This window comes from Acinetobacter sp. A3, from assembly GCF_012371415.1.
GTDB lineage: Bacteria > Pseudomonadota > Gammaproteobacteria > Pseudomonadales > Moraxellaceae > Acinetobacter.
The window spans coordinates 61,791-84,360 of sequence record NZ_JAAZQW010000009.1; the positions used below are offsets into that span (position 1 = coordinate 61,791).

At 41.8% G+C, this 22,570-nt stretch carries 17 protein-coding genes; 10 read left to right on the plus strand and 7 right to left on the minus strand.

Annotation, left to right across the window (positions count from 1 at the left end; genetic code table 11):
- Positions 1 to 112 precede the first annotated feature (112 nt).
- The 4 genes from tig to HHA42_RS05105 all read left to right on the plus strand — a co-directional run bounded on the left by tig (position 113) and on the right by HHA42_RS05105 (position 4,490).
- Entirely contained in the window at positions 113 to 1,444 is a 1,332-nt protein-coding gene (tig, locus tag HHA42_RS05090) for a trigger factor (protein WP_168417894.1), read from the plus strand.
- Positions 1,445 to 1,634: 190 nt separating this feature from the next.
- The gene (gene clpP / locus HHA42_RS05095) at positions 1,635 to 2,240 is read left to right on the plus strand and encodes an ATP-dependent Clp endopeptidase proteolytic subunit ClpP (RefSeq protein WP_004974855.1); all 606 of its coding nucleotides are present in this window, start codon (positions 1,635 to 1,637) and stop codon (positions 2,238 to 2,240) included.
- 29 nt (positions 2,241 to 2,269) lie between these two features.
- The gene (clpX, locus tag HHA42_RS05100) at positions 2,270 to 3,580 is read left to right on the plus strand and encodes an ATP-dependent protease ATP-binding subunit ClpX (RefSeq protein ID WP_168417895.1); all 1,311 of its coding nucleotides are present in this window, start codon (positions 2,270 to 2,272) and stop codon (positions 3,578 to 3,580) included.
- 193 nt (positions 3,581 to 3,773) lie between these two features.
- Positions 3,774 to 4,490, plus strand: a complete 717-nt coding sequence (locus HHA42_RS05105) for a DUF2846 domain-containing protein (protein WP_168417896.1) — start codon at positions 3,774 to 3,776, stop codon at positions 4,488 to 4,490.
- 101 nt (positions 4,491 to 4,591) lie between these two features.
- Here the strand turns inward: HHA42_RS05105 and HHA42_RS05110 are convergent, their stop codons facing one another.
- A complete protein-coding gene (locus HHA42_RS05110) occupies positions 4,592 to 6,118 on the minus strand; it encodes a fumarate hydratase (RefSeq protein WP_168417897.1) in 1,527 nt (508 codons plus the stop codon).
- Positions 6,119 to 6,354: 236 nt separating this feature from the next.
- Here HHA42_RS05110 and HHA42_RS05115 point away from each other — a divergent pair, with 236 nt between their 5' ends.
- Positions 6,355 to 6,966: a class I SAM-dependent methyltransferase gene (locus tag HHA42_RS05115; RefSeq protein WP_168417898.1), complete on the plus strand. Its 612-nt coding sequence runs from the start codon at positions 6,355 to 6,357 to the stop codon at positions 6,964 to 6,966.
- Positions 6,967 to 7,087: 121 nt separating this feature from the next.
- Here the strand turns inward: HHA42_RS05115 and pta are convergent, their stop codons facing one another.
- The 4 genes from pta to HHA42_RS05135 all read right to left on the minus strand — a co-directional run bounded on the left by pta (position 7,088) and on the right by HHA42_RS05135 (position 12,687).
- Positions 7,088 to 9,229 carry a phosphate acetyltransferase gene (gene pta / locus HHA42_RS05120; RefSeq protein WP_168417899.1) on the minus strand — a complete coding sequence of 714 codons (2,142 nt, stop codon included), beginning with the start codon at positions 9,227 to 9,229 and terminating at the stop codon, positions 7,088 to 7,090.
- Between the two features lie 56 nt (positions 9,230 to 9,285).
- Complete coding sequence (locus HHA42_RS05125) at positions 9,286 to 10,500, minus strand: acetate kinase (protein ID WP_168417900.1); 1,215 nt, start codon at positions 10,498 to 10,500, stop codon at positions 9,286 to 9,288.
- A 338-nt stretch (positions 10,501 to 10,838) separates the two neighbouring features.
- Positions 10,839 to 11,249 (minus strand): hypothetical protein, encoded by a 411-nt coding sequence (locus tag HHA42_RS05130; RefSeq protein ID WP_168525626.1) that lies wholly within the window; start codon positions 11,247 to 11,249, stop codon positions 10,839 to 10,841.
- Positions 11,250 to 11,421: 172 nt separating this feature from the next.
- A complete protein-coding gene (locus HHA42_RS05135; RefSeq protein ID WP_168459999.1) occupies positions 11,422 to 12,687 on the minus strand; it encodes a glutamate-5-semialdehyde dehydrogenase in 1,266 nt (421 codons plus the stop codon).
- Between the two features lie 303 nt (positions 12,688 to 12,990).
- Between HHA42_RS05135 and HHA42_RS05140 the strand changes: the two genes are divergently transcribed.
- Positions 12,991 to 14,325 carry an alpha/beta hydrolase gene (locus HHA42_RS05140; RefSeq protein WP_168525628.1) on the plus strand — a complete coding sequence of 445 codons (1,335 nt, stop codon included), beginning with the start codon at positions 12,991 to 12,993 and terminating at the stop codon, positions 14,323 to 14,325.
- Between the two features lie 59 nt (positions 14,326 to 14,384).
- Here HHA42_RS05140 and HHA42_RS05145 read toward each other — a convergent pair whose 3' ends face one another.
- Both HHA42_RS05145 and nagZ read right to left on the minus strand, forming a co-directional pair.
- The gene (locus tag HHA42_RS05145; RefSeq protein WP_168525630.1) at positions 14,385 to 15,299 is read right to left on the minus strand and encodes a class I SAM-dependent methyltransferase; all 915 of its coding nucleotides are present in this window, start codon (positions 15,297 to 15,299) and stop codon (positions 14,385 to 14,387) included.
- Positions 15,300 to 15,526: 227 nt separating this feature from the next.
- The gene (gene nagZ / locus HHA42_RS05150) at positions 15,527 to 16,606 is read right to left on the minus strand and encodes a beta-N-acetylhexosaminidase (RefSeq protein ID WP_168460003.1); all 1,080 of its coding nucleotides are present in this window, start codon (positions 16,604 to 16,606) and stop codon (positions 15,527 to 15,529) included.
- A 194-nt stretch (positions 16,607 to 16,800) separates the two neighbouring features.
- On the opposite strand from nagZ, the gene HHA42_RS05155 reads away from it, so the two are divergent.
- The 4 genes from HHA42_RS05155 to HHA42_RS05170 all read left to right on the plus strand — a co-directional run bounded on the left by HHA42_RS05155 (position 16,801) and on the right by HHA42_RS05170 (position 22,478).
- On the plus strand, positions 16,801 to 18,999 hold the full coding sequence (locus HHA42_RS05155; protein WP_168460004.1) for a carboxy terminal-processing peptidase: 2,199 nt from the start codon (positions 16,801 to 16,803) through the stop codon (positions 18,997 to 18,999).
- Between the two features lie 337 nt (positions 19,000 to 19,336).
- Entirely contained in the window at positions 19,337 to 21,403 is a 2,067-nt protein-coding gene (locus HHA42_RS05160; protein ID WP_168460005.1) for an EAL domain-containing protein, read from the plus strand.
- A 198-nt stretch (positions 21,404 to 21,601) separates the two neighbouring features.
- Positions 21,602 to 21,991, plus strand: coding sequence for a hypothetical protein (locus HHA42_RS05165; RefSeq protein WP_168460006.1), 390 nt, complete (start codon positions 21,602 to 21,604; stop codon positions 21,989 to 21,991).
- A 40-nt stretch (positions 21,992 to 22,031) separates the two neighbouring features.
- Complete coding sequence (locus HHA42_RS05170) at positions 22,032 to 22,478, plus strand: hypothetical protein (protein WP_168525632.1); 447 nt, start codon at positions 22,032 to 22,034, stop codon at positions 22,476 to 22,478.
- Positions 22,479 to 22,570: the final 92 nt, after the last annotated feature.

Sequence of the window (22,570 nt, forward strand, 5' to 3'; positions counted from 1 at the left end):
CCGATTAAAAAAATTCAGTCGAGATCAGAACGTATTTTGTATATCCTTTAATGTTGTCATATAATGTGGCACTTTTTTATAAACTGTTATTACTAACTATATCGAGGAAGCCATGCAAGTAACTTCTGAAGCGGTTTCGGGCGTTGCCCGTCGTTTAAATGTATCTGTACCGACGAGCCGTATTAACGAGCAGTTTGAAGCTCGCTTGAAACGCACTGCCAAAACTGTGAAGATTAACGGCTTCCGTCCAGGTAAAGTGCCTGTAAACGTTGTTCGTCGTGAATACGGTGCGGGTATTTATCAAGAAGTGGTGAACGATATTATTCGTGACACCGTTTTTGAAGCAATCCAACAAGAAAAAATCAACGCTGTTGGTATGCCAAACATCGAAAAAACTGAAATGAAAGACGACGCTTTAGTTTACGAAGCGACAGTTGAAGTTTATCCAGAAGTTGAAGTGAAATTTGAAGGTTTAGAAGTTGAACGTAAGTCTTCAGAAGTGAACGACAAAGACGTTGAGCAAATGCTTGAAAATCTTCAAAAGCAACGTGCTTCTTGGGCAGAAACCAAAGGCATGGCGAAAAAAGACATGCAAGTGACTTTTGATTTTGAAGGCACTGTAGATGGCGAGAAGTTTGAAGGCGGTGCTGCTGAAGACTTTAAACTGGTACTTGGTTCTGGTCGCATGATTCCTGGTTTTGAAGATGGCATCGTGGGCATGAAAAAAGGCGAAGAGAAAGTTATTGATGTAACTTTCCCTGAAGACTACCAAGCAGCAAACCTTGCAGGTAAAGCAGCTCAATTCAAAATCACTGTGAAACTTGTTGAAAAGCAAAAACTTCCAGAAATTGATGCTGAATTCCTACAAATCTTCGGTATTTCTGAAGAAGATGGCGTAGACAAATTAAAAGCTGACGTTCGTAAAAACATGGAACGTGAAGTGAAAAATGGTTTACGTAACCAAGTGAAAGGCGCAACTTTTGATGCTTTGGTTGCTGCAAACGAAGTTGAACTTCCAGCAGCGATGGTTGCTCAAGAAGTTGACCGTCAACGTCAGCAAATGATTCAGCAATTCACTCAGCAGTTTGGTGCGCAAGGTGCAAAAGCATTTGACTCAAGCATGCTTCCAGATGAATTGTTCAAAGAACAAGCTGAAAAATCTGTAAAACTAGGCGTATTGGTTAGCAAAGTATTGGCAGATGCTAAACTTGAAGTTGACCAAGCACGTGTAGATGCTTACATCGAAGATATGGCTTCTTCTTATGAAGATCCAAACGAAGTAATTGAATACTTCAAAAATGACAAACAACAGCGTTCACAAATCGAAGCAGTTGTTTTAGAAGATCAGGTTGTAGATCACATCTTGGCTTCTGCAAAAGTGACTGATACATCTGTAAGCTATGAAGACTTATTGAAAGAGCAACAAGCTCGTCAACAAGGCTAATTGGCTTTAGGTAAAAAAGGCGCTTTGTGCGCCTTTTTTATTGCATCGCAGTTTTTGGGTTTTTCACAGATCGACAACATTTAACTCAAAATATCTACGATTTAAGCTGTGAATATTTTGCAATTTAGACAATTATCCCTCATATTGTGAACATGAGTCGTGTCACAAGAATTTAGGAATAAATAACCATATGTATGTTCCAACAATTGAAAATGCTTTAGTACCCATGGTGGTTGAACAATCCTCTCGTGGTGAGCGTTCTTTTGATATTTATTCACGTCTTTTACGTGAACGTGTCATTTTTTTGACGGGTGAAGTCGAAGATAATATGGCCAACTTAATTGTGGCGCAGATGTTATTTTTAGAAGCAGAAAACCCAGATAAAGATATTCACCTATACATTAACTCACCAGGCGGTTCAGTGACTGCAGGTATGGCAATTTACGATACCATGCAATTTATTAAGCCTGATGTTGTGACTTACTGTATGGGACAAGCAGCATCTATGGGTGCTTTCCTGCTCAACGCAGGTGCAAAAGGTAAGCGTTACTGTCTTGAAAATGCGCGTGTCATGATTCACCAACCACTTGGTGGTTTCCGTGGTCAGGCATCTGATATTGAAATTCATGCACGTGAAATTCTATTCATTAAAGAGCGTTTAAACCGTTTAATGGCAGAACATAGTGGTCAGGACTATGAAACTGTCGCAAGAGATACCGACCGTGATAACTTCATGACTGCACAGGCAGCGAAGGAATACGGTCTTGTGGATGAAGTTTTAACAAAACGTCCATAAGTTTTAAAGATTGAGATATTGGAGTGACTATGTCCGAACATCCTCAGGGACAAAAACATTGTTCATTTTGCGGTAAAACGCAGTCTGAAGTCGGGAAGCTGATTGCAGGCGAGGACGCATACATCTGTAATGAATGTGTGGACGTATGCTTAGACTTGGTTCAGACCAGTCAACAAGTTGAGTCGGGTGATTGGGCAACGCGTCCATTGCCAAAACCACATGAAATTCGTGCTGCGCTAGACCAGTATGTGATTGGTCAGGACACTGCGAAAAAAACCTTATCGGTTGCAGTGTATAACCATTACAAACGTCTGAAAGTGACCCAGCAAGGGCATAAGACAGACGATACTGTCGAAATTTCAAAAAGTAACATCATGCTGGTTGGGCCAACAGGTTCGGGTAAAACCTTACTTGCACAGACTTTGGCGCGCCTATTGGATGTTCCTTTTGCAATGGCAGACGCGACCACATTAACCGAAGCGGGTTATGTGGGTGAAGATGTCGAAAACATTGTGCAAAAGCTGTTGCAAAAAGCCGATTACGATGTAGAAAAAGCACAAAAAGGCATTATCTATATCGATGAGATCGACAAGATCACACGTAAGTCTGAAAATCCATCTATCACCCGTGATGTATCAGGTGAGGGTGTTCAGCAAGCCTTGCTTAAAATGATTGAAGGCACGGTTGCATCTATTCCACCTCAAGGTGGTCGTAAGCATCCGCAGCAAGAATTCATTCAAATTGATACCTCAAATATCCTGTTTATTTGTGGTGGTGCATTCTCTGGTTTAGAGAAAATTGTACAGCAACGTCAGGAAAAAGGCGGGATTGGTTTTACTGCAGACGTGAAGAAAAAAGATGAGGGCAAGAAATTGTCTGACTTATTCCGTCAGGTAGAAGCAACTGACTTGGTGAAGTTTGGTTTAATTCCAGAATTTATTGGTCGTTTGCCAGTGATTGCAACACTAGATGAACTGGATGAAGATGCATTATTGCAAATTCTGACTGAACCAAAAAATGCCTTAACCCGTCAGTATCAATACTTATTCGAGATGGAAAATGTCGATTTAGTCTTTGAAGAGGCGGCTTTACGTGCAGTGGCGAAAAAAGCCCTTGAGCGTAATACGGGTGCACGTGGTTTGCGTTCTATTTTAGAAAATGCTTTGCTTGAAACCATGTATGACCTACCAAGCCGTACCGATGTAGGTACAGTGGTGGTGACTGAAGCAGTGATTGATGAGGGTGCGAAGCCTGAATTTCAGGTCGAGCGTCAAGCCAAAGCTGAAGAGCCGGTTGAAGAAAAAGTCGACTTAAAAGTATTAGACAGCAAAACAGCTTAATTCGCTGTTCGTCTGAAACGTGCCGAAACGCTAGGTTTCGGCACGTTTTTTATTGTCAAAAAAAACAAGGCGGTGTTAATCTTAGTTCAAGGTGTGGACGCCTATTATTGAAAACAACAATTGCAAAATGAATTTGCAGCTTGATTTGCAAAAACTTAATTTACAAAAATAAGAAACGCAGTGAGGGATAGACATGCGTGATGTCGCAATCTTGGTCGTGACCAGTTTAATGTTAGTGGGATGTCATGGCAAAAAAAACGTGGTGCAACAAACGCAACCACCGAGTACTTTAAAAGTTTTAGATTTAGAACAGAAACCGGGTTTTGTAGAGCAGCACCGCTTGGGCATGATGACCATTGGTGGTTGGGTTAATCAAAAGCTCGGGCAGCGTTTTCAGCCCATTCAGGCACAGCATCAAGATGCGGCCATTGTGTATTTGTATCGCCCTGACTCTAAGTGGAACAGGCAGGAAATTGTCGCAGCCAGTATGTTTATCAATAAGCATCGAATTCCAAGTTTATTGCACAATCATTATTACTGGATTGAACTTGCACCGGGTGAGTATCGTTTAAGTGTGAGTCGTCCTTTGGGGGCATTACATTTTCAAAAACCGAAGTACTTAGATTTTCAGGTGCAAGCAGGGCAGTCGTATTTTATTAAGTATGATGAAGAAAATTTGAGTACCCGTAAGGAAGTTTCAGGGCCTTTAATTTTAATGCCTACAAGTACCGCACAACAGGAAATCGCATTTACCCAACTCAAAACAGAAAGCTATAACTTTGTTGCGGAAGATCAGCACACAGGCAAGTTACGCAAAAAGCCACAAAAAATTAAGCATGAGAAATATGACCCTGCAGAAGATGTGCATTTAACTCAGCCATTTAAGTTGTGGGATCCTAGAACCTGGTAAGGTTTTTCATCTTTATCTCGCGCATTGCTTTTATTCATTTCTAGCACGCATAAAAAAGCACCCAAAGTTGGGTGCTTTTTCTATATCACTGTATTGGAAAATTATTCTGCTGCAGCGTCTACAACAGGAATTTTACCAATTTTAGCTTGCCAGATTTTTGGTGCAATGGCGTGGATTGATGTACCGTTTACATCCACCGCAACTGAAACAGGCATATCTTCAACTTTGAACTTGTAGATTGCTTCCATACCTAAGTCTTCGAAAGCAACCACTTCTGCTTCACGTACAGCTTTAGATACAAGATAAGCCGCACCACCTACAGCCATAAGGTAAGTTGCTTTATGGTCTTTGATAGCTTCAATTGCTGCAGGACCACGATCCGCCTTACCAATCATACCGAACAAACCAGTGTGTTCTAATACTTGGCGTGTGAACTTGTCCATACGTGTTGCTGTTGTTGGACCTGCAGGGCCAACCACTTCGTCACCCACAGGGTCAACTGGGCCAACGTAGTAAATGAACTTGCCTTTTAAGTCGACTGGCAATTCTTCACCATTGTTGATCATGTCTACCATGCGTTTGTGCGCAGCATCACGACCTGTGTAAATCGTACCGTTTAATAATAAAGTATCGCCCGGCTGCCAAGTGTTCATTTCTTCTTGAGTGATGTTGTCCAAATCTACACGTTTAGATTTAGAAGAGTCCCAAGTCACTTCTGGGTAGTCATCCAGTTTAGGTGCTTGAATGTGTGCAACACCTGAACCATCTAACTGGAAGTGTGCGTGACGTGTTGCCGCACAGTTTGGAATCATACCCACTGGTTTGCCCGCAGCGTGGCAAGGATAGTCTTTGATTTTAATATCAAGAACGGTAGTTAAGCCGCCTAAACCTTGTGCGCCAATACCCAATGCGTTTACTTTCTCGAAGATCTCGATACGGAGTTCTTCCATTTTGTTTTGTGGGCCACGACGCAATAATTCGTCCATGTTGATTTCTTCCATGAGTGCTTCTTTTGCAAGCATCATGGCTTTTTCAGCAGTACCACCAATACCAATACCCAACATACCTGGTGGACACCAGCCTGCACCCATGGTCGGAACAGTTTTAAGTACCCAGTCTACAATTGAGTCAGATGGATTTAGCATGGCCAATTTAGATTTGTTTTCTGAACCGCCACCTTTAGCAGCAACCGTAATATCAACTTTGTTACCCGGAACGAGTTTGTAGTGAATGACTGCTGGGGTGTTGTCTTTGGTGTTTTTACGACCAAATGCAGGATCAGCCAATACAGATGCACGAAGCACGTTTGAGTTTTCTAGGTAACCCTGACGTACACCTTCGTTAATCGCATCATCTAAGCTCATGGTTAAATCAAATTTAACGTCTAAGCCCACTTCAAGGAATACGTTTACGATACCAGTATCTTGACAGATTGGACGATGGCCTTCTGCACACATACGTGAGTTAATTAAGATCTGTGCAATCGCATCTTTCGCAGCTTTGTTTTCTTCACGATCATAAGCACGGCTCATCGCTTGGATGAAGTCTTGTGGATGATAGTAGGAAATAAACTGAAGCGCGTCTTTGATCGAAGTGATCAAGTCATCTTGCTTGATAATAGTTGTCATATCAAAAATCTCTTGAGCGGGCGGATAGCTAGCGGACTAAATTATAAGACAAAATGTGGCCGTTGTGGGCACTTTGATCAAGCTTTGGGCGAAAGTTTAATATCGCACATGGGCTGTGGGAGATTGATGAAAGATCAAGCAAAAATAAACATTGCGATATGCACTGATTTTGCTTCTTTAAGGCTAAATTTTCCGCTATGTTCAGAACTCTATTTGCTCAATATTGAAGTTATGTGATGACAGATTCCTCTGCTTTGGCGGCTCAGATTATCCCAATGTATAAAAGGCATGCCCGAGCGTGGACGGCTTTACGTGGTCAGGTGCTATATGAGAAAAACTGGCTGGATCGTTTGCTGCGTTATTTACCTGCGCAGGCCAAAATTTTAGATTTAGGTTGTGGTTCAGGCCGTCCAATTGCAGCGTATCTATTACAACATGGGCATCAGCTTACAGGTGTGGATAGTTCAGACACCATGCTGGAAATGGCACGAGAACATTTTCCATCACAATGTTGGATTGAAGCCGATATGCGTTCTGTAGAATTGAATCAGCGCTTTGATGCTATTTTGGCGTGGGATAGTTTTTTTCATTTAACGCCACAAGACCAGCGTGGCATGTTTACACAATTTGCAAAGTGGTCTAAACCCAATGCCGTATTGATGTTTACAAGTGGGCCAGCAGCAGGCGAGGCAATCGGGGAAATGTTTGGTGAGGCTCTCTATCATGCCAGTTTATCGCAAGAAGAATACCGTCAATTGTTAGCACAACATGGGTTTAAGGTATTGGACATGCAGGCTGAAGATCAGGATTGTGCAGGGCATACGGTGTGGTTGGCGCAGAAGTTTTGATATTCGTTATGCTAAATAATCATGTGGAACAATGATTGTGAATTGAGCGTGGAACGTGAAAAACCATAAAAAAACCACCCAATTTTTCAATTAGGTGGTTTGTAAAACTTCAATTTACGAATTACTGTGCAGCTTGTTGCTCTGCTTGAATTGCAGTCAATGCAATGGTAAACACAATGTCATCTACCAATGCACCACGAGACAAGTCGTTTACTGGTTTGTTCAAACCTTGTAGCATTGGACCAACACTTACCACATTCGCAGAACGTTGTACGGCTTTATAAGTCGTGTTACCAGTGTTCAGGTCAGGGAAAATGAACACATTGGCACGGCCTGCAACTTCAGAGTTAGGTGCTTTAGAGCGACCAACACTTTCAACAGATGCTGCATCGTACTGTAATGGGCCATCAATCAGTAAATCAGGACGACGCTGTTTCGCAATTTCAGTCGCTTTCGCTACTTTTTCTACATCAGCACCTGCACCTGAAGTACCGGTTGAATAAGAAATCATCGCAATGCGTGGGTCAATACCAAACGCTTTTGCAGAGTCTGCAGACTGGATTGCAATTTCAGCCAATTGTTCCGCATCTGGGTCTGGGTTAATTGCACAGTCACCGTACACGTAGACTTCATCTGGTAACAACATGAAGAATACTGAAGATACCAATGAGTAGTCTGGAGCAGTTTTAATCAGCTGGAATGCAGGGCGAACAGTGTTGGCAGTGGTGTGTACTGCACCTGAAACTAAACCATCGACCTGATCAAGTGCCAACATCATGGTACCAAGTACTACAGTGTCTTGTAGCTGATCACGTGCTTGGTCTTCAGTGAGTTTGCCTTTACGCATTTCCACCATTTTTTCGATATAGTTTTCACGGATCAAATCAGGATCAATGATTTCTAAATCGTGTGGAAGTTCAATACCACGTGCTTTGGCAACATCTACAACAGCTTCAGGTTTTGCCAATAGAATACAGTGGGCAATACCACGTGATTGACAAATTGCTGCAGCTTGAACGGTACGTGGTTCATCACCTTCAGGCAATACAATACGTTTTTTCGCTGCAATTGATTTTTGCACCAATTCGTGACGGAATGCAGAAGGCGATAAACGTGGTTTGTGTGAATCGCTAATTAATTGCGTTAACCAGTCAGCGTTGATGTGGCTCGCAACAAAACGAGTAACTTGTTCAGCACGCTCAGTGTCATCTACAGGAATTTCATTGCTGAGATTTAACAATTGTTGTGCAGTGTCAAAGGTGCTCAATTTGGTGTGTAAAATAGGCAAGCCATTTTTGATCGCCGTTTGACAGAATTCTAAAGCTTGCGCACTTGGTGTTTGATGCTCAGTTAAAACTAAACCTGCAAGTGGAATACCATTGCTGCTAGCTAAGCTACTTGCAAGCAATACATCTACACGGTCAGAACCACTGATGATTAGTTCGCCTGCAACAAACTTGTGCATTTCATGTTCGATGTTTGATGCAATCAGGCTGCTGTGTAGAACACGGCGCTGCGCAGCTTCACCTTGGCTAATCCATTCAGCAGAAATGTGCGCAGCCAAGTCAGACATACGTGGCACACTTAAAGTATTGCTGAATGGTACTAAACCAATTACAGGCATACAGTCTTTACCAATCATTGGGTGCGTAGTTTGAATCGCACTAACGAATTGGTTGGTGTCGCTAATCAAACGTAAGTTTGGATCAAGTGTAACTGGAATTTGTGCAGAATCTTCTGGCAAACCTTTGGTACGCATGAATAATACGCCCGCAGTACGTTCGCAGCTTGCGCCACCAAAGAAACGTAATTGGTTGTCTACTTTGGCAGCTGTTTTTGCAGCGTTGTTAATGTCGGCATTGCTAACAATAATGACTTTTGCATCAAGTGCTTTGGCCAAAGTAGCATTCAGTTCAGTTGCAAAAGGATCGCGTCCGTTTGGCAACACGCCTTCAACAATAATCACATCATGGTGCTTAGAAATTTCACGATGTAAACGTACTGCATCTTCGAGCAATTCGTCGTTTTCATCATTTTTTAAGCGTTCAGTCAGCGTGCTATAAGCAATCGGCTCAACAGTTTCATGCTTGAATAAATGACGATACAACGCTGTAGTGCGGTCTGCTTCTGGCTGTAATTCTTGCGAGAAAGGCTTTAAAAAGCCTGCTTTTACGCCTTGGCATTCCAAAGCGTAAATTAAACCTAGACATGCTGATGTTAAGCCAACACCAATTTCAGTAGGAACCAAAAGTATTGTTTTCATAGTTTTTTCTAAATCATTTAGGAATTTATTGAAGGCACACCAGATACTACGATTGCTTAAGCAATCGCAGCATCACATTCAGACTTTTTTCCAGCTGACTTTAGCTCCTCAGCAACGTGCGCAGTTTCTTTAGCGATACGACCTTCTTCGTCAGTTGGTACAACCCAAATTTGTGGGCCAGTACCAGCATCGATACGACCTTCAGTACCACGTTTTAAGTTGTCGTTACGCTCTTTGCTGAAGTTAAAACCGAAGTGCGGTAAGTAAGATACTGTTTTTTCACGGATATAAGCAGAGTTTTCACCAATACCACCAGTGAAGAACAAGCCGTCTAAGCGTGGTAGACCACAGCTAAGCGCAGCTAAAGATTTAGCTAAACGGTAGCAGAACACTTCAATAGCAAGCGTTGCATCTTCATTACCTTGTTCAGATGCTTCAATTAAAGTACGCATGTCGTTCGATAAACCTGACAAGCCGAGTAAACCACTTTGGCTGTTTAGCATCTTGTCAATTTTGTAGATGTCCCAACCCAAGTTGCTTGCAAGGAAGCTGTGTAAGCTTGGATCTACATCACCACTACGGGTACCCATTACCAAACCTTCAAGTGGGGTTAAGCCCATAGATGTATCTACACTTTGACCATTCCAAATCGCACAAGTTGAGCTACCGTTACCTAAGTGAGCTGTTAACCAGCCGCCTTGTTTAAAGCTGCCAGCCAATTCTGAACCACGCTCTGAAACATACGCATGGCTTGTACCGTGGAAGCCATAACGACGTACGTTGTGGTCAGTATATAAGAATTTAGGTACTGCATAACGGTAAGCGTGTGCAGGCATAGTTTGGTGGAATGCAGTATCAAATACAGCAACTTGCGGAAGCTCTGGGAACAAACGCATCGTTGCTTCAATACCCACCAAGTGTGCTGGGTTATGTAACGGAGCAAGCGGAGTTGCTTCACGAATACGTTGAACAATTTCTTCTGTTAATAATTCTGCTTTGGTCAAAGTACCGCCGTGTACAACGCGGTGACCAATAGCTTGAGGCTTATATTGAGACAAGCGGCCTAAAATTGTTTCCAATGCTTTTTCGTGGTCAGCATGTGGAATAGAAAGTTCGAGAGGTTCACCACCGACGGTAACACCTTTAATGCGTGCATCAGCAGAACCTAGATTTTCTGCCAAACCAAAAATACGATCTTCGCGGCGCTCAGACACGAGTGCATATTTAATAGAAGAAGATCCGCAGTTAATCACTAATACTGATGTAGTCACGTTTATGTACCCGAATTCTAATTGAAGTTATCCCTAGTGAATCAAGCTGCGCGACAAGGATGGCAAATGGCAATGTGTTGCGCTGCAATCTTGATCAGTATGTATGTTTTATCATGGGTTTTTTGTTGCTCCTAGATAGACTTTAGGAGATTAGACTTAAGCATTATCGACCATGAAATCATAAATAATTAAAATTTATCAGTCCGAAACTTTCATTTATTCATGAAATAACGGTCAATTTTTCTGCTTAATTCCTGTTGTATTCTCTTAACATAGCACACTTCATTGCCTAGACGAGTGGCAAACTGTTTTAAATTATTTCTTAATTTGAATTCGGTTTATTTGGATTTAGCTGCGTACTTAATTTCCGACCAGCGGACAATCACATAAGCAATCAATGCCACCATAAAAAACACCAGCATCATCCACGCCAAACCTTGCAAGGTTTCAATAATGGTGCGGTAAATTTCTAGTACCCAGCGCTCCTGAGTCAGTTCTATTACAATTTTTTTATCATTCTCGGCATAGGTCAGCGGCGTGATGTATTTTTCCATATCGTAAATACGAATGCCTGATGATGTACCCACCACCATGCCTGCAAACTTGGTGTATTTTGCCCATGCTTCATGGATAGGGTCGTGAATGATACGTGCCAAAATAGCATTAATGGAGCCAGAGAATATACGCATCACCACAAATGACACTAAAAGTGCCAAGGCAAAAGTACTAATTATTAAGTAATAAAACATAAGCAAGGTCACTCTTTTTACTGATTTTTTCTAATCATCAATTTTTAAATTTTAGGCGAGTGTAATTTGAAAGTGTGTAGTGGAACTGTGTCCAAAGCGGGTAGTCGGGTAATGTTCAGCTTCATGTGAAACTGAACATTACATTTGAATGTTGCAAAATTACAGATGGATTTTATTGGCGAATTTGACCATCACCAAAGACTACCCATTTTTGTGAGGTTAGGCCTTCTAAGCCCACAGGGCCACGAGTATGGATTTTGTCGGTTGAAATACCAATTTCAGCACCAAGGCCATATTCAAAACCATCGGCAAAACGAGTAGATGCATTGATCATGACTGAGCTTGAATCGACCGCAGCAAGGAACTGGCGCGCCAAGCTAAAGTTTTCAGTAATAATCGCATCGGTATGATGTGAACCATATTTATTAATATGTTCAATCGCTTCATCTATGCCTGAAACCACTTTAACCGCCAAAATTGGACCTAGATATTCGGTGTACCAGTCTTCTTCTGTGGCAGTTTTGACAGTCGTGCCTAAAATCTTTTGGGTTGCAGGGCAGCCGCGTAATTCGACTTGTTTCTCTGCATACAGTTCTGCAATGCGAGGTAGAAATTGCTCAGCAACTCGCTCATCGACCAACAAGGTTTCCATAGCATTACACACGCCATAACGGTGCGTTTTGGCATTCAGTGCAATTGGTAGCGCTTTTTGCAAGTCAGCCTGTGCTTCTACAAATACGTGACAGTTACCATCTAAATGTTTAATCACTGGTATACGTGCTTCATTGCTGATGCGTTCAATCAGACTTTTACCGCCACGTGGCACAATTACATCCACATATTCAGACATGGTAATCAGTTGCCCGACTGCAGCACGGTCTGAAGTGTTAATCACTTGCACCGAAGTTTCTGGCAAACCTGAAGCTTTTAAACCGTGTTGAATCGCAGTTGCAATGGCTTGATTGGATTCCAATGCTTCAGAACCACCACGTAAAATAATGGCATTGCCTGATTTTAAAGCCAAAGATGCAGCTTCAAGGGTCACGTTCGGACGTGATTCGTAAATCATGCCTACCACACCCAGTGGCACACGCATTTTGCCTAGTTGAATACCAGATGGGCGATAGGCCATATCGGTAATTTCACCAATAGGGTCCATTAAGCCAATCACATCTTTCAGGCCTTGTAACATACCTTTAAAACGTGCGGGGTTGAGTTCTAAGCGATCTAGCAGTGCGCTATCCAAGTTATTGTTACGACCTTTGGTCATATCAATTTGGTTGGCAGCTAAAATAGCAGACTCGCTATTTTCCAATGCCGTATAAATAGCCGATAACGCATTGTTTTTAGATTGGGTAGAAGCGCTTGCTAAGACACGAGAGGCTTGGCGTGCTTGTTGTCCTACCGTTTGCATATATTGTTCAATAGACTCTTGCATAGCGGTTTGATCACTTAGAAATTTCTATCTGATATTAACAGTCTGTGCCTATACAATGAAGCATCTAGGCGGAAAATTGACTAAATTGTTCAATCTTTAAATATTTTGTAATCTATTCATCTTTAAAAGTAGATGAGCGGTCATGGAAATTGTTGCGTATAAAATCAGCACCTGTATAGAATGATGCGATAAGACAATGATGTCATTCACAACAATAAGCAGGATGCCACTTCGGTAAAGATGGCAATCGTTCATTACGAACACTTGCACAATAAAAATAAAATGCGCATGGAGGTAAGGAATATGAATTCCATGATCCAAATGGACACGGACGTACAGGACTCAGGGTCTCATGTCTGCTTTTTTGATATTTACGATAAACACAGTTTTAAACAACCCGCTCGCACCACTTGGATCAATGGCTGGAAAGTGGAATACATGGCGATTGCACAGCCTGAAACTGCTCATTTAACTCCTATTGTGATTGTTGGCGGGGCATTCCAGAATTTTAATTCTTATAAATACTGCGTAGAGCAACTATTTCGTGCTGGCCCGATTATTTTAATTGATATGCCTTCTATGGGGGCTAATCAGCAAATGACCAATGTTGAAACAGGTGAGTCTGCAGGAACGTTGGAACTGCATGACTTGGGGCACATGCTGGGTGACTGGTTGGATATAGTCGGTTTAGACAAAGTCTCGGTGATGGGCATGTCACTCGGTTCAGTGGTGGCGTCCTGTTTGGCAGATCAGCGCCCTGAATTGATTGACCGCATGATTTTAATGGGGGTGATGCAAAAGACCCGTAAAAGTTGGCGTATGTTGCTTGAAGAATCGCTGCATTTAATGAAAGAACAGCGCATGGATGAGTTTGGTCAGGCGGTGATTTTGTACTTGGTGAATCATGCCAAAATGGAACAAACCCGTATGTCGCCTACCGCAAAGCGTCTGTTTTACCGACAAATGGCAGATTTTACTGCCACTGAGCAAGATCGCTACGATGTGAACTGCAACCGTTTATTGCGCTTGACTGATGTGCCTATCCCTCAATGTAAAGTGCTGGTGGCATGTGGGCAATATGACAGTTTTACCTTGCCACATGAAAATGCCAACTTTGCCTTACAGTGCCCAAATATGGAATTTGCCATGATTGCCAATGCAGATCATGTGCCGCAATTACAACGTCGCAAAGAAACCATGAATTTATTTGCGACCTTTTTAAGAGATGAATCTATACAGGAATTAGAGGGTATTATTCCCATGACACGTGCGCAGCTTCTGACTATGGAGCGTCGTGGTGAGGCTCGCATTGCTATACAGAACCCGCATAGTCATTTGCAGCATCGTCATTCTGATTTGAATGTTGCCACGCACATTGTCGATTTAAACTTCTTTGGTGTGTTACTTGATTTTGAAAATCCAACGTTGGCTGCACAGGCAGCACAATTTGAACGGGATATGGCCTTGCAGCTACAAGATGAAGAAGGCAGCTTTAGTATAGAATGCTTGATTTTTGAAAGTGAAGGGTCGCAACTGCGTGCATTGTTTAAGCATGGTAGTTTTGATGTAGCAGAGCGTTTGTTGCGTTATGTAGCGCGTCAAAAAGCACTTGCCCAAAATTTAGAATATGCCTGCTAGGGATGTTGTGAGTTCATAGAGCTGAAATTACTTGAATAAGAAAGAATGAAAATAGCGTGCTAAGCCACGCTATTTTTTTTGTAGGCATGAATCATCCAGACTAGATCGCCCAAATGTTCTTCATTTGAGTTATCTAGCGGGGCGCTGGAAAAATATAACTGTGGCTGTTGTACCTTGACTTGCTCAAAACCTGCACTTTGAAAAAACTGTGACAATTGCTGTGGAGATTGAAAATGGAAAGTGAAGGCACTGCGTGACATAAATTTCAGTAAGCGACTCGAACTCCAAATAAAACTGGCCAATTTGTTCTTAACGGGTTCAGGGTAAATGTCAGTTAAATAATGCAGTTCTGGAAAGTCTTGGGTGTAGTTACACATGCCTTGTAATAGCTGTTGCAGCATGTCTAAGTTAAAGTAGTTAATCAAGCCTTCACTAATAATGACCAACGGCTGCGAGTGGTCAAAATTTTCAAAAATATCTTGGAAAGATTCACTGAAAATGTCACCTGTGAGCACTTCAGGCACATCGGGATTAATTTGTTGCAAAGCTTGAGTCTTAATTTTTGCCATATCTGGCAAATCTAATTCACGGTAATTCAATTCAGGAAATTTTTGTCGGAAGTTCCAACTGCGTGGCGACAGTCCAGACGCAATTTCGAGTACTTGTAGTTGCGGATATTGCTGAATCAGTTGGCTCAAATGTGCATCAATCATTTGGTGACGTTGTTTGAGTGTGCTGCGCATACTTCCGCCCACATGACGTTCTGCCCAGTTTTCTAGAGGATGCACCAATTTGGCTAAAAACTTGCCTTTTCGGGTTGCAAATACGGGGTGTGATATGCCCATTTGATACCAGATATAACCCGTGTAATGTGCAGTAAAAGAAATATGGCGATGCTTAGATAGCGGTGGTGCTACAGGGGAAGTATCTGAACTCTGCGAGTGATCTTCTTGAGAAATTACAGTTCTTGTCATACGAATTTGGACCTTAATTTTTTATATGGTGGTCATGTGGTTTCACAGCTATTTAGAAATAAATTCAGGTCAAAATCCTGAATGTAAGCTATGCTGAAAATATGAGAAATTTTATCATAATCAAAAAGAGACACGCTGTCGTGTCTCTTTATCGTAAAAGTAATACTCAGATTCTCAAATGAAGTGCAGGTTGAGTTTGGTTTAACTGCACTATTTGTACTGCTTATCTAAATTGTATAAGCGGTTGGGTCTCGACTGGCTTGCGCTGCCAATAAGGCTGTACTTTGTTCTTTAAAGGTTAAGATGCGATCACGCACTGTACGCCATTCATCACCCAAGTCGAGGGTTTCACGCAACTCAACTGTGTTTAGGGCAGGAATTTTGCCACGCATACGTTCCAATCGAGCTTGATTAGGCAAAGGAAAATCCGTAATCGCATTTAAAGCCAGTTGTTGCGCTGCACGGTTGTTGCAGACCAAGCCCATATCACAGCCTGCAGCTAAGGCTGCACGCAAACGGGCATCGGCATCGCCTGCAACACAGGCTGCTTGCATGCTTAAATCATCTGAAAAGAGTACGCCATCGTAACCCATATCTTGACGCAAGACTTGTTGTAACCAAAATTCAGAAAAACCAGCAGGGTTTGGGTCGACTTGATCATAAATCACATGTGCAGGCATTAAGGCATCTAGCTGATTTTGCAACTGGATAAAGGTTTGCAGGTCATGCTGCTGAATTTCTGCAAAGGTACGTGAATCGATGGCGGCTGCCACGTGAGAATCCGCTTTAACCGAACCATGTCCAGGAAAGTGCTTGCCTGTGGTAGCCATACCTGCACGGTGCATTCCGCGTAAAAAGGCATCTGCCAAAGCAATAATGTCGGCAGGTTGTTGAGCAAAAGCACGATCGCCAATCACATCGCTGATGTCATTTAAATCCAAGACGGGTGCAAAACTAAAATCAATACCTACAGCCAGCACCTCGGTGGCCATTAACCAGCCACACTCTTCGGCAAGTTTCAGCGCACGTTCTGGTTCAGTCTGGTACAGTTCACCAAATCTACCCATAGCAGGCAATAAGGTAAAACCTTGTTTCAAGCGTTGAACTCGGCCACCTTCCTGATCCACTGCAATTAAAATATCTGGACGGACTTGGCGCATGTGATCGGTTAAGGCACGAACTTGAGCAGGTGACTGGATATTTCGGGCAAATAAAATTACGCCACCGACTTGCGGAGCGCGTAATAGTTCAATATCTTCTTGGGTAAGCTCTGTACCTGCAATGTCGAGCATCAATGCGCCAATCATAGTGGGTGTCCGTATTCGATTTTTATCAATAAAAAAACAATACCCGAATTCTGCAATGATTTGCTACATTTTGACAGTACAGATTATGATAAAACTACACGACAGAACCTAATTAAGTTATATAAGATTTTGAATCTGCTCGATTCGCATTGAAAAGCAGAGATTGGTCAAAAACCAAGGACGTAAATATTTTTATGAAACTTCAAACCATCGCTTGTGCGGTTGCTATTGCAACTGGCGGTTTTTTCTTTTCTCACGCCATTAATGAAGCGATTGCAGCCAATAACACCGCTGCAGTGGCCAACAGTATTGTGCCGACGCAGGAACAAGCTTTGGTTTCGCGTCAATTGGCGACCTTGGTCGATCGTCAGCATTATTTAAATCAGCGTTTGGATGCGTCTACATCTCAGCGTATTTTTGATTTTTATATCGACAGTCTAGACCCAGACCACACCTTGTTTTTGGCAAAGGAAGTTGAACAGTACCGTAAACAGTATGCGGCAACTTTTGGTGCATCCTTAAAAGCGGGTAATTTGGCTGGGCCGTATCAAATTCATACGCAGTACCGTGAGCGTTTAAAACAGTTTTATAATTTCATGTTGGCAGAGCTGAAAAAACCACAAAATTTAAAACAGCCAAATGTCAGTATTGAAACAGATCGAGAAAAAGCACCGTTCTTTAAAACAGAAGCAGAAATGCGTGCGCACTGGCAAAAAATGCTGGTATCTCAGCTGATTAACCTCACCATCAGCAAAGAAGAAGAACTGGCAAAACAAAAAGCCATTAAAGACAATCCTGAGTTGACCAATGGGCAAGATTTGGCTAGTCCTGAAGATTTGACTCCAGTGCAAACGCTAACCAAACGTTATACACGTCAGTTAGAGCGCATGAATCGTTTAAAGAGTGATGATGTACTGGACAAAACTTTAAATGCGATGATGCTGACTTACGATCCGCACAGTAACTACTTCCCACCAGTCGATGCGATGGAGCTAAACCGTCAAACGACTTTACAGTTGGAAGGGATTGGGGTGTCGATTCGTCCTGAACGAGGCAATGAAGATTACACCAAAATTGAAACCATTGTTGAGGGTGGCCCTGCCAGTAAAACAGGACAGGTGAAATCGGGTGACCGCATTATTGGTGTGGCGCAAGATGGCGAAAAAATGGTGGATGTGGTCGGTTGGCCAAGTAATGAAATTGTCGGTTTGATTCGTGGTAAACGTGGCACTAAAGTGACCGTGCGTTTACTTGGGGCTGGTGCTGCCATGAATCAGGCACGTAATGTGACCATTGTGCGTGATGTCATTCAGGAAGAGGATGCAGGAGTTCGTTCGCGTACTATTGACATCCAACGTGATGGTCAAACTTATACTTACGGTGTGATTGAAATTCCATCTTTCTATTTGAACTATCGTGCACGCCGTGCGGGTAATGAATATCGCTCAGTTTCTGAAGATACCAACAATGCACTGAAAACGCTGGCTGCAAAAAATGTGGCAGGCATTATTGTAGATTTGCGCAATAACCCAGGCGGCTCACTTGAAGAAGTGGCACGTATGCTCGGGCAAGTGATTAAGTCAGGCCCTGTGGTGCAAATTCGTGATGGCAATGGCAATGTCAGCGTGTTTGAAGATGACGATGGCGGTGCACAGACTTATGCAGGCCCATTGGCGGTGATGATTAACTTAGCTTCAGCCTCTGCTAGTGAAATTTATTCTGCCGCTATTCAGGATTACCAGCGCGGGATTGTGATTGGCAGCACCACCACGGGTAAAGGCACGGCACAAGTGCAACTAGACACTTTAGCTTATGGGCAAGCGACTTTAACACAGCGTAAATTCTACCGAATTACAGGTGGCAGTACCCAAAATAAAGGGGTGATTCCAGACATTAAACTGGTGGATATTTACAATGAAGAGTTTGGTGAGCGTAAAGCTAAAAATGCATTGAAATGGGATACCATTCCAACTGCGCCATTTAAGCGTGAAGGCTCAGTACAGCCTTATATCACCAAATTAAGTCAATTGTCACAGCAACGTGTCACGCTAGATCCACAATTTAAATATTTGGAACAGCGTAAGCAAATTGCGAAGCAAGCTGAAGAACGTAAAAGTATTGTCTTAGATATTGAGCAGCGCAGAGCCGAGTTAATGGCACTAGAGCAGCAAACTTTGACTGCTGAAAACAAGCGTCGTCAGGAAACAGGACTCAAACCATTTGCAAACTGGGAAAGCTATCAGGCTTCTATTGATGCCTTGGCAGAAGCACGTGCAAAAATGAAAGCAGCACAGCGTCCAGCGTTGCCTGAAGAAGAAGCATTTGTTGTTGAGGCGGCACATGTTTTACAAGACTATGCCATGTTGCAAACAGGCGCCCAAAAAGCAGATTAAACTTGTATTAATCTAAGCGTGTTTTAAAGAAAACCAGCCCATGATTGATGATGTGCTGGTTTTTTTATGCATGTTGCAAAAGCAATGGCTGTCTGGTTTTAAGTACGTTTTAAACTGATATCAGCGCTTAAATTTAATGAGGCAAAGCTAAGTTCTATATTTATTGTAACTTTGGCTATTGACCAGAAACAAGTTGTATTAGACTCTAGCGATAATGTTTTGTTTTTATGTAATTCAAGAAGTAAATAAAGTAGTTTTAATGTTTTTTTTGTTAAGCAGAGAGCATGGGATTGAGTCAGGTAAAAACAATAAATGATGATCGAAACGGAAGCCTATAATGGTTCATGTGCACTATGATCTGAGCCTTGTAATAGGTTCAATAGCAATCTCAATTTTAGCCTGCTATTTTGCAGTGTCTATTGAGCAGTTGTTATTTCAGAATGTGCAACAAAAAAATAAAACGATTGCTTTATTTATTAGTGGTGTGCTTTTAGGTGCAGCCGTGTGGTGTATGCACTTTGTGGGTATGCTGGCCTGCCATTTTCCTGCGCCGTATCAATTTAATCTGAGTTTTACCGCACTTTCCTTTTTCATTGCTTTTCTTGCCTCTACTTTTGCAGTCTGGCTCACCACCAAATCGACTTTACCTTTACCACGCTTAATTCTGAGTGGCCTGTTGATGGGCTTAGGAATTGCGGGTATGCATTACACGGGAATGATGGGTGTGGTCGTAGAAGGCTATCGTAGTCATTATGACCCGACGATTGTGCTGCTTTCAATTTTGGTCGCCATCATTGGTGCTATTGTCACCTTCTGGTTAATGTTCAGAGCAAAATGCAGGATTAGACGTCAGGCACATTATAAAATTTTAATTGCGGTATTAATGAGTCTGAGCATTGTGGCCATGCACTATATTGGCATGGAAGCATTGCATTTTCACTCTACAGAAAACTTACCCAAGTTAAGACCTGATCAATTGGAGCAAAATCAAGCACTTTTGCTGGTTTTGACCATTACAGGGCTAATTTTTGCAGCAGCCTTGGGTGTGGCGATGCTAGAACAGCGTTTAGAAGAGCAAAGCCGTAAATTATCTATCGCAAATCGTGAACTAGCCAATCAGGCGGTTAAAGATAACCTAACTAAACTGCCAAATCGTTTGTATTTGGCTGAATATGCACAATTACTTTTTTCTGAGCATCGTCAAAAAGGTAGCAAAGTTGCATTTTTATACATTGATTTAGACCGTTTTAAAGCTGTGAATGATGTATTTGGGCATCATGTAGGTGATCAGTTATTAATTCAATTGTCCAAGCGTGTGCAAACTCGTTTGAGTGACAAAACACAATTGCTCAGAATTGGCGGTGATGAATTTTTATTGGTGATTGAGCATACCGATATTGCAGAAGCGACCTTAATTTCAGAACAGGTTTTGGAACTGATCCAACAAAGTTTCTTAATCGCGGGCAAGGAAATTAATATTTCAGGCAGTATTGGGATTGCGATGTTCCCAGAACATGGCAGCAACTTGCAAGATATTTTAATGAATGCCGATGCAGCCATGCTGACATCGAAATATCAGGGACGAAATACCAGTTCGGTATTTAGTTATGATTTGGAGTTACTAGAAGCCAAAAGCCAAAGTAAATTAATCAATGATTTATATAAAGCCGTAGAACAACAACAATTTACCTTGTTTTATCAACCTAAATTTACGGCAGTGGAACACAAAAATTGTGGGGTTGAGGCATTAATTCGCTGGTATCATCCTGTGCATGGTTTATTGACGCCCAATATGTTTATTAAAGGGGCTGAAAAAACAGGTCTAATTATTCAAATAGGTTATTGGACGCTTGAAGAAGCATTTAAACAAATTCAGGCTTGGGAAAAGGCGGGAATATCTTTATTTCCAGTGGCTGTGAACTTGTCGGCAGTGCAGTTTGAGCATAAGCATCTGTTTTCAAACTTAGAAAATTTATTTAAGCGCTATAATATTCAACCGCAGCATCTTATGATTGAAGTGACTGAAACGACTGCGATGCATCATATTGAGTCGAGTATTCGTAGTTTTGAACGCTTACGTCAAATGGGTATTCAATTGGCGATTGATGATTTTGGTACAGGCCATTCCAGCTTTTTGTATTTGAAAAAACTGCCTGTGGATGAACTTAAAATTGATCGTGCATTCATTCACGATTTAACCTTAAACAGCAAAGAAGAAGTTATTTTAGAAAGTATTATTCAATTGGCCATTAAATTAGGCCTAACAGTGACAGCAGAAGGGGTTGAAAATCAGCAACAGGCTGAAATTTTAACCCGTTTGGGGTGTCAGCAATTACAAGGCTATTGGCTCGGTATGCCCATGGATGTCGAGCGTTTAGAGAGCGTATTTACTTATCCTGCTTAAAGATTGAAAACTTTTTTAATTTTAAAAATTAACAGCTTACGCTTTATACATTTTATTTTTCAAAAGCTACGACACAACCTGTCCAACTTGGGTGAGATACTCACAGTGTGGTTGAGCATGGCAGAGCAAAAGGCTTGCTAAGAACAAGCATATGATCAGCCCATTTATATAATGAATATTACTTTGGGAATAATAACAATGCCATTTTTAATTAAGCATATTGATCAAATTGCACGAGAAAAACAACGCGATGTTTTGTATGTAGATTTTGATCGAGAATTATATCCTGATTACGATTATAAAAATTGGCAGATACGCCAAGATTTAATCAATTGGCTTGATGAGCAGGATATTTCTTATCAGTTCTGGGCGGGAATGGCGAGTGAATATAGTTTTGAGTCATATCACGGACAGCTGTATTTAGATGTGATTTATGATGAAAACGACCCTGTCTATCAGCGATTAAGTCGGCATTTGGAAGACGAGCAGGGAAAACCTAAGATTAAAGGTGTGCTTTTCTTTTATTGTCCTTTGGACATGGCCATGCAGAATAAACATCACGATGAGCCAGGTTTTTGGGAAAACTGAAGCAATCTTTTTTATAGTTCCTAATAATTCAGGTGATGCGATGCAATCTAAGCACATACGTACAGCATTATTGAATCTGCTCAAACAAAATGAGCTGTCAGCACATGACCAACAGCAGTTACTTGAATATGAAGACACTTGGCAGGGTCGCGCTGTACATGAACCGAGTATAAAAATGCTGTTGGCGCAACATCCTGCTATTGGTTTGGATACACAACGTGCGCTTTTGGCAGAAAATAATGTGGTCAGACGTTTTCTGGCTAAAAACGTTTCTATTTGTGAGGAAATTCAACTTCAGCTAGTGCATGATCAGGCTATTGTTTTGGTGGGTAATCAAAACTTAACAGCTAAAGTGCAAATGGCTTTACTTCAGCAATTTCCAGTTCATTTGGAGCGCTCGAATCGCTATTTATGGAATATCCTCTTAGATCATCCTAATGTTTCAGCGCAAGCTCAACACAAAATCATGCAGGAAATGAGAGAGTGATTGATAGCAAATAATTATATTGACAAATATAGTCAAACACATACAATTTAGGTATTAAATTTTAAAAAAACTTGCAATGAAATACTTGACTG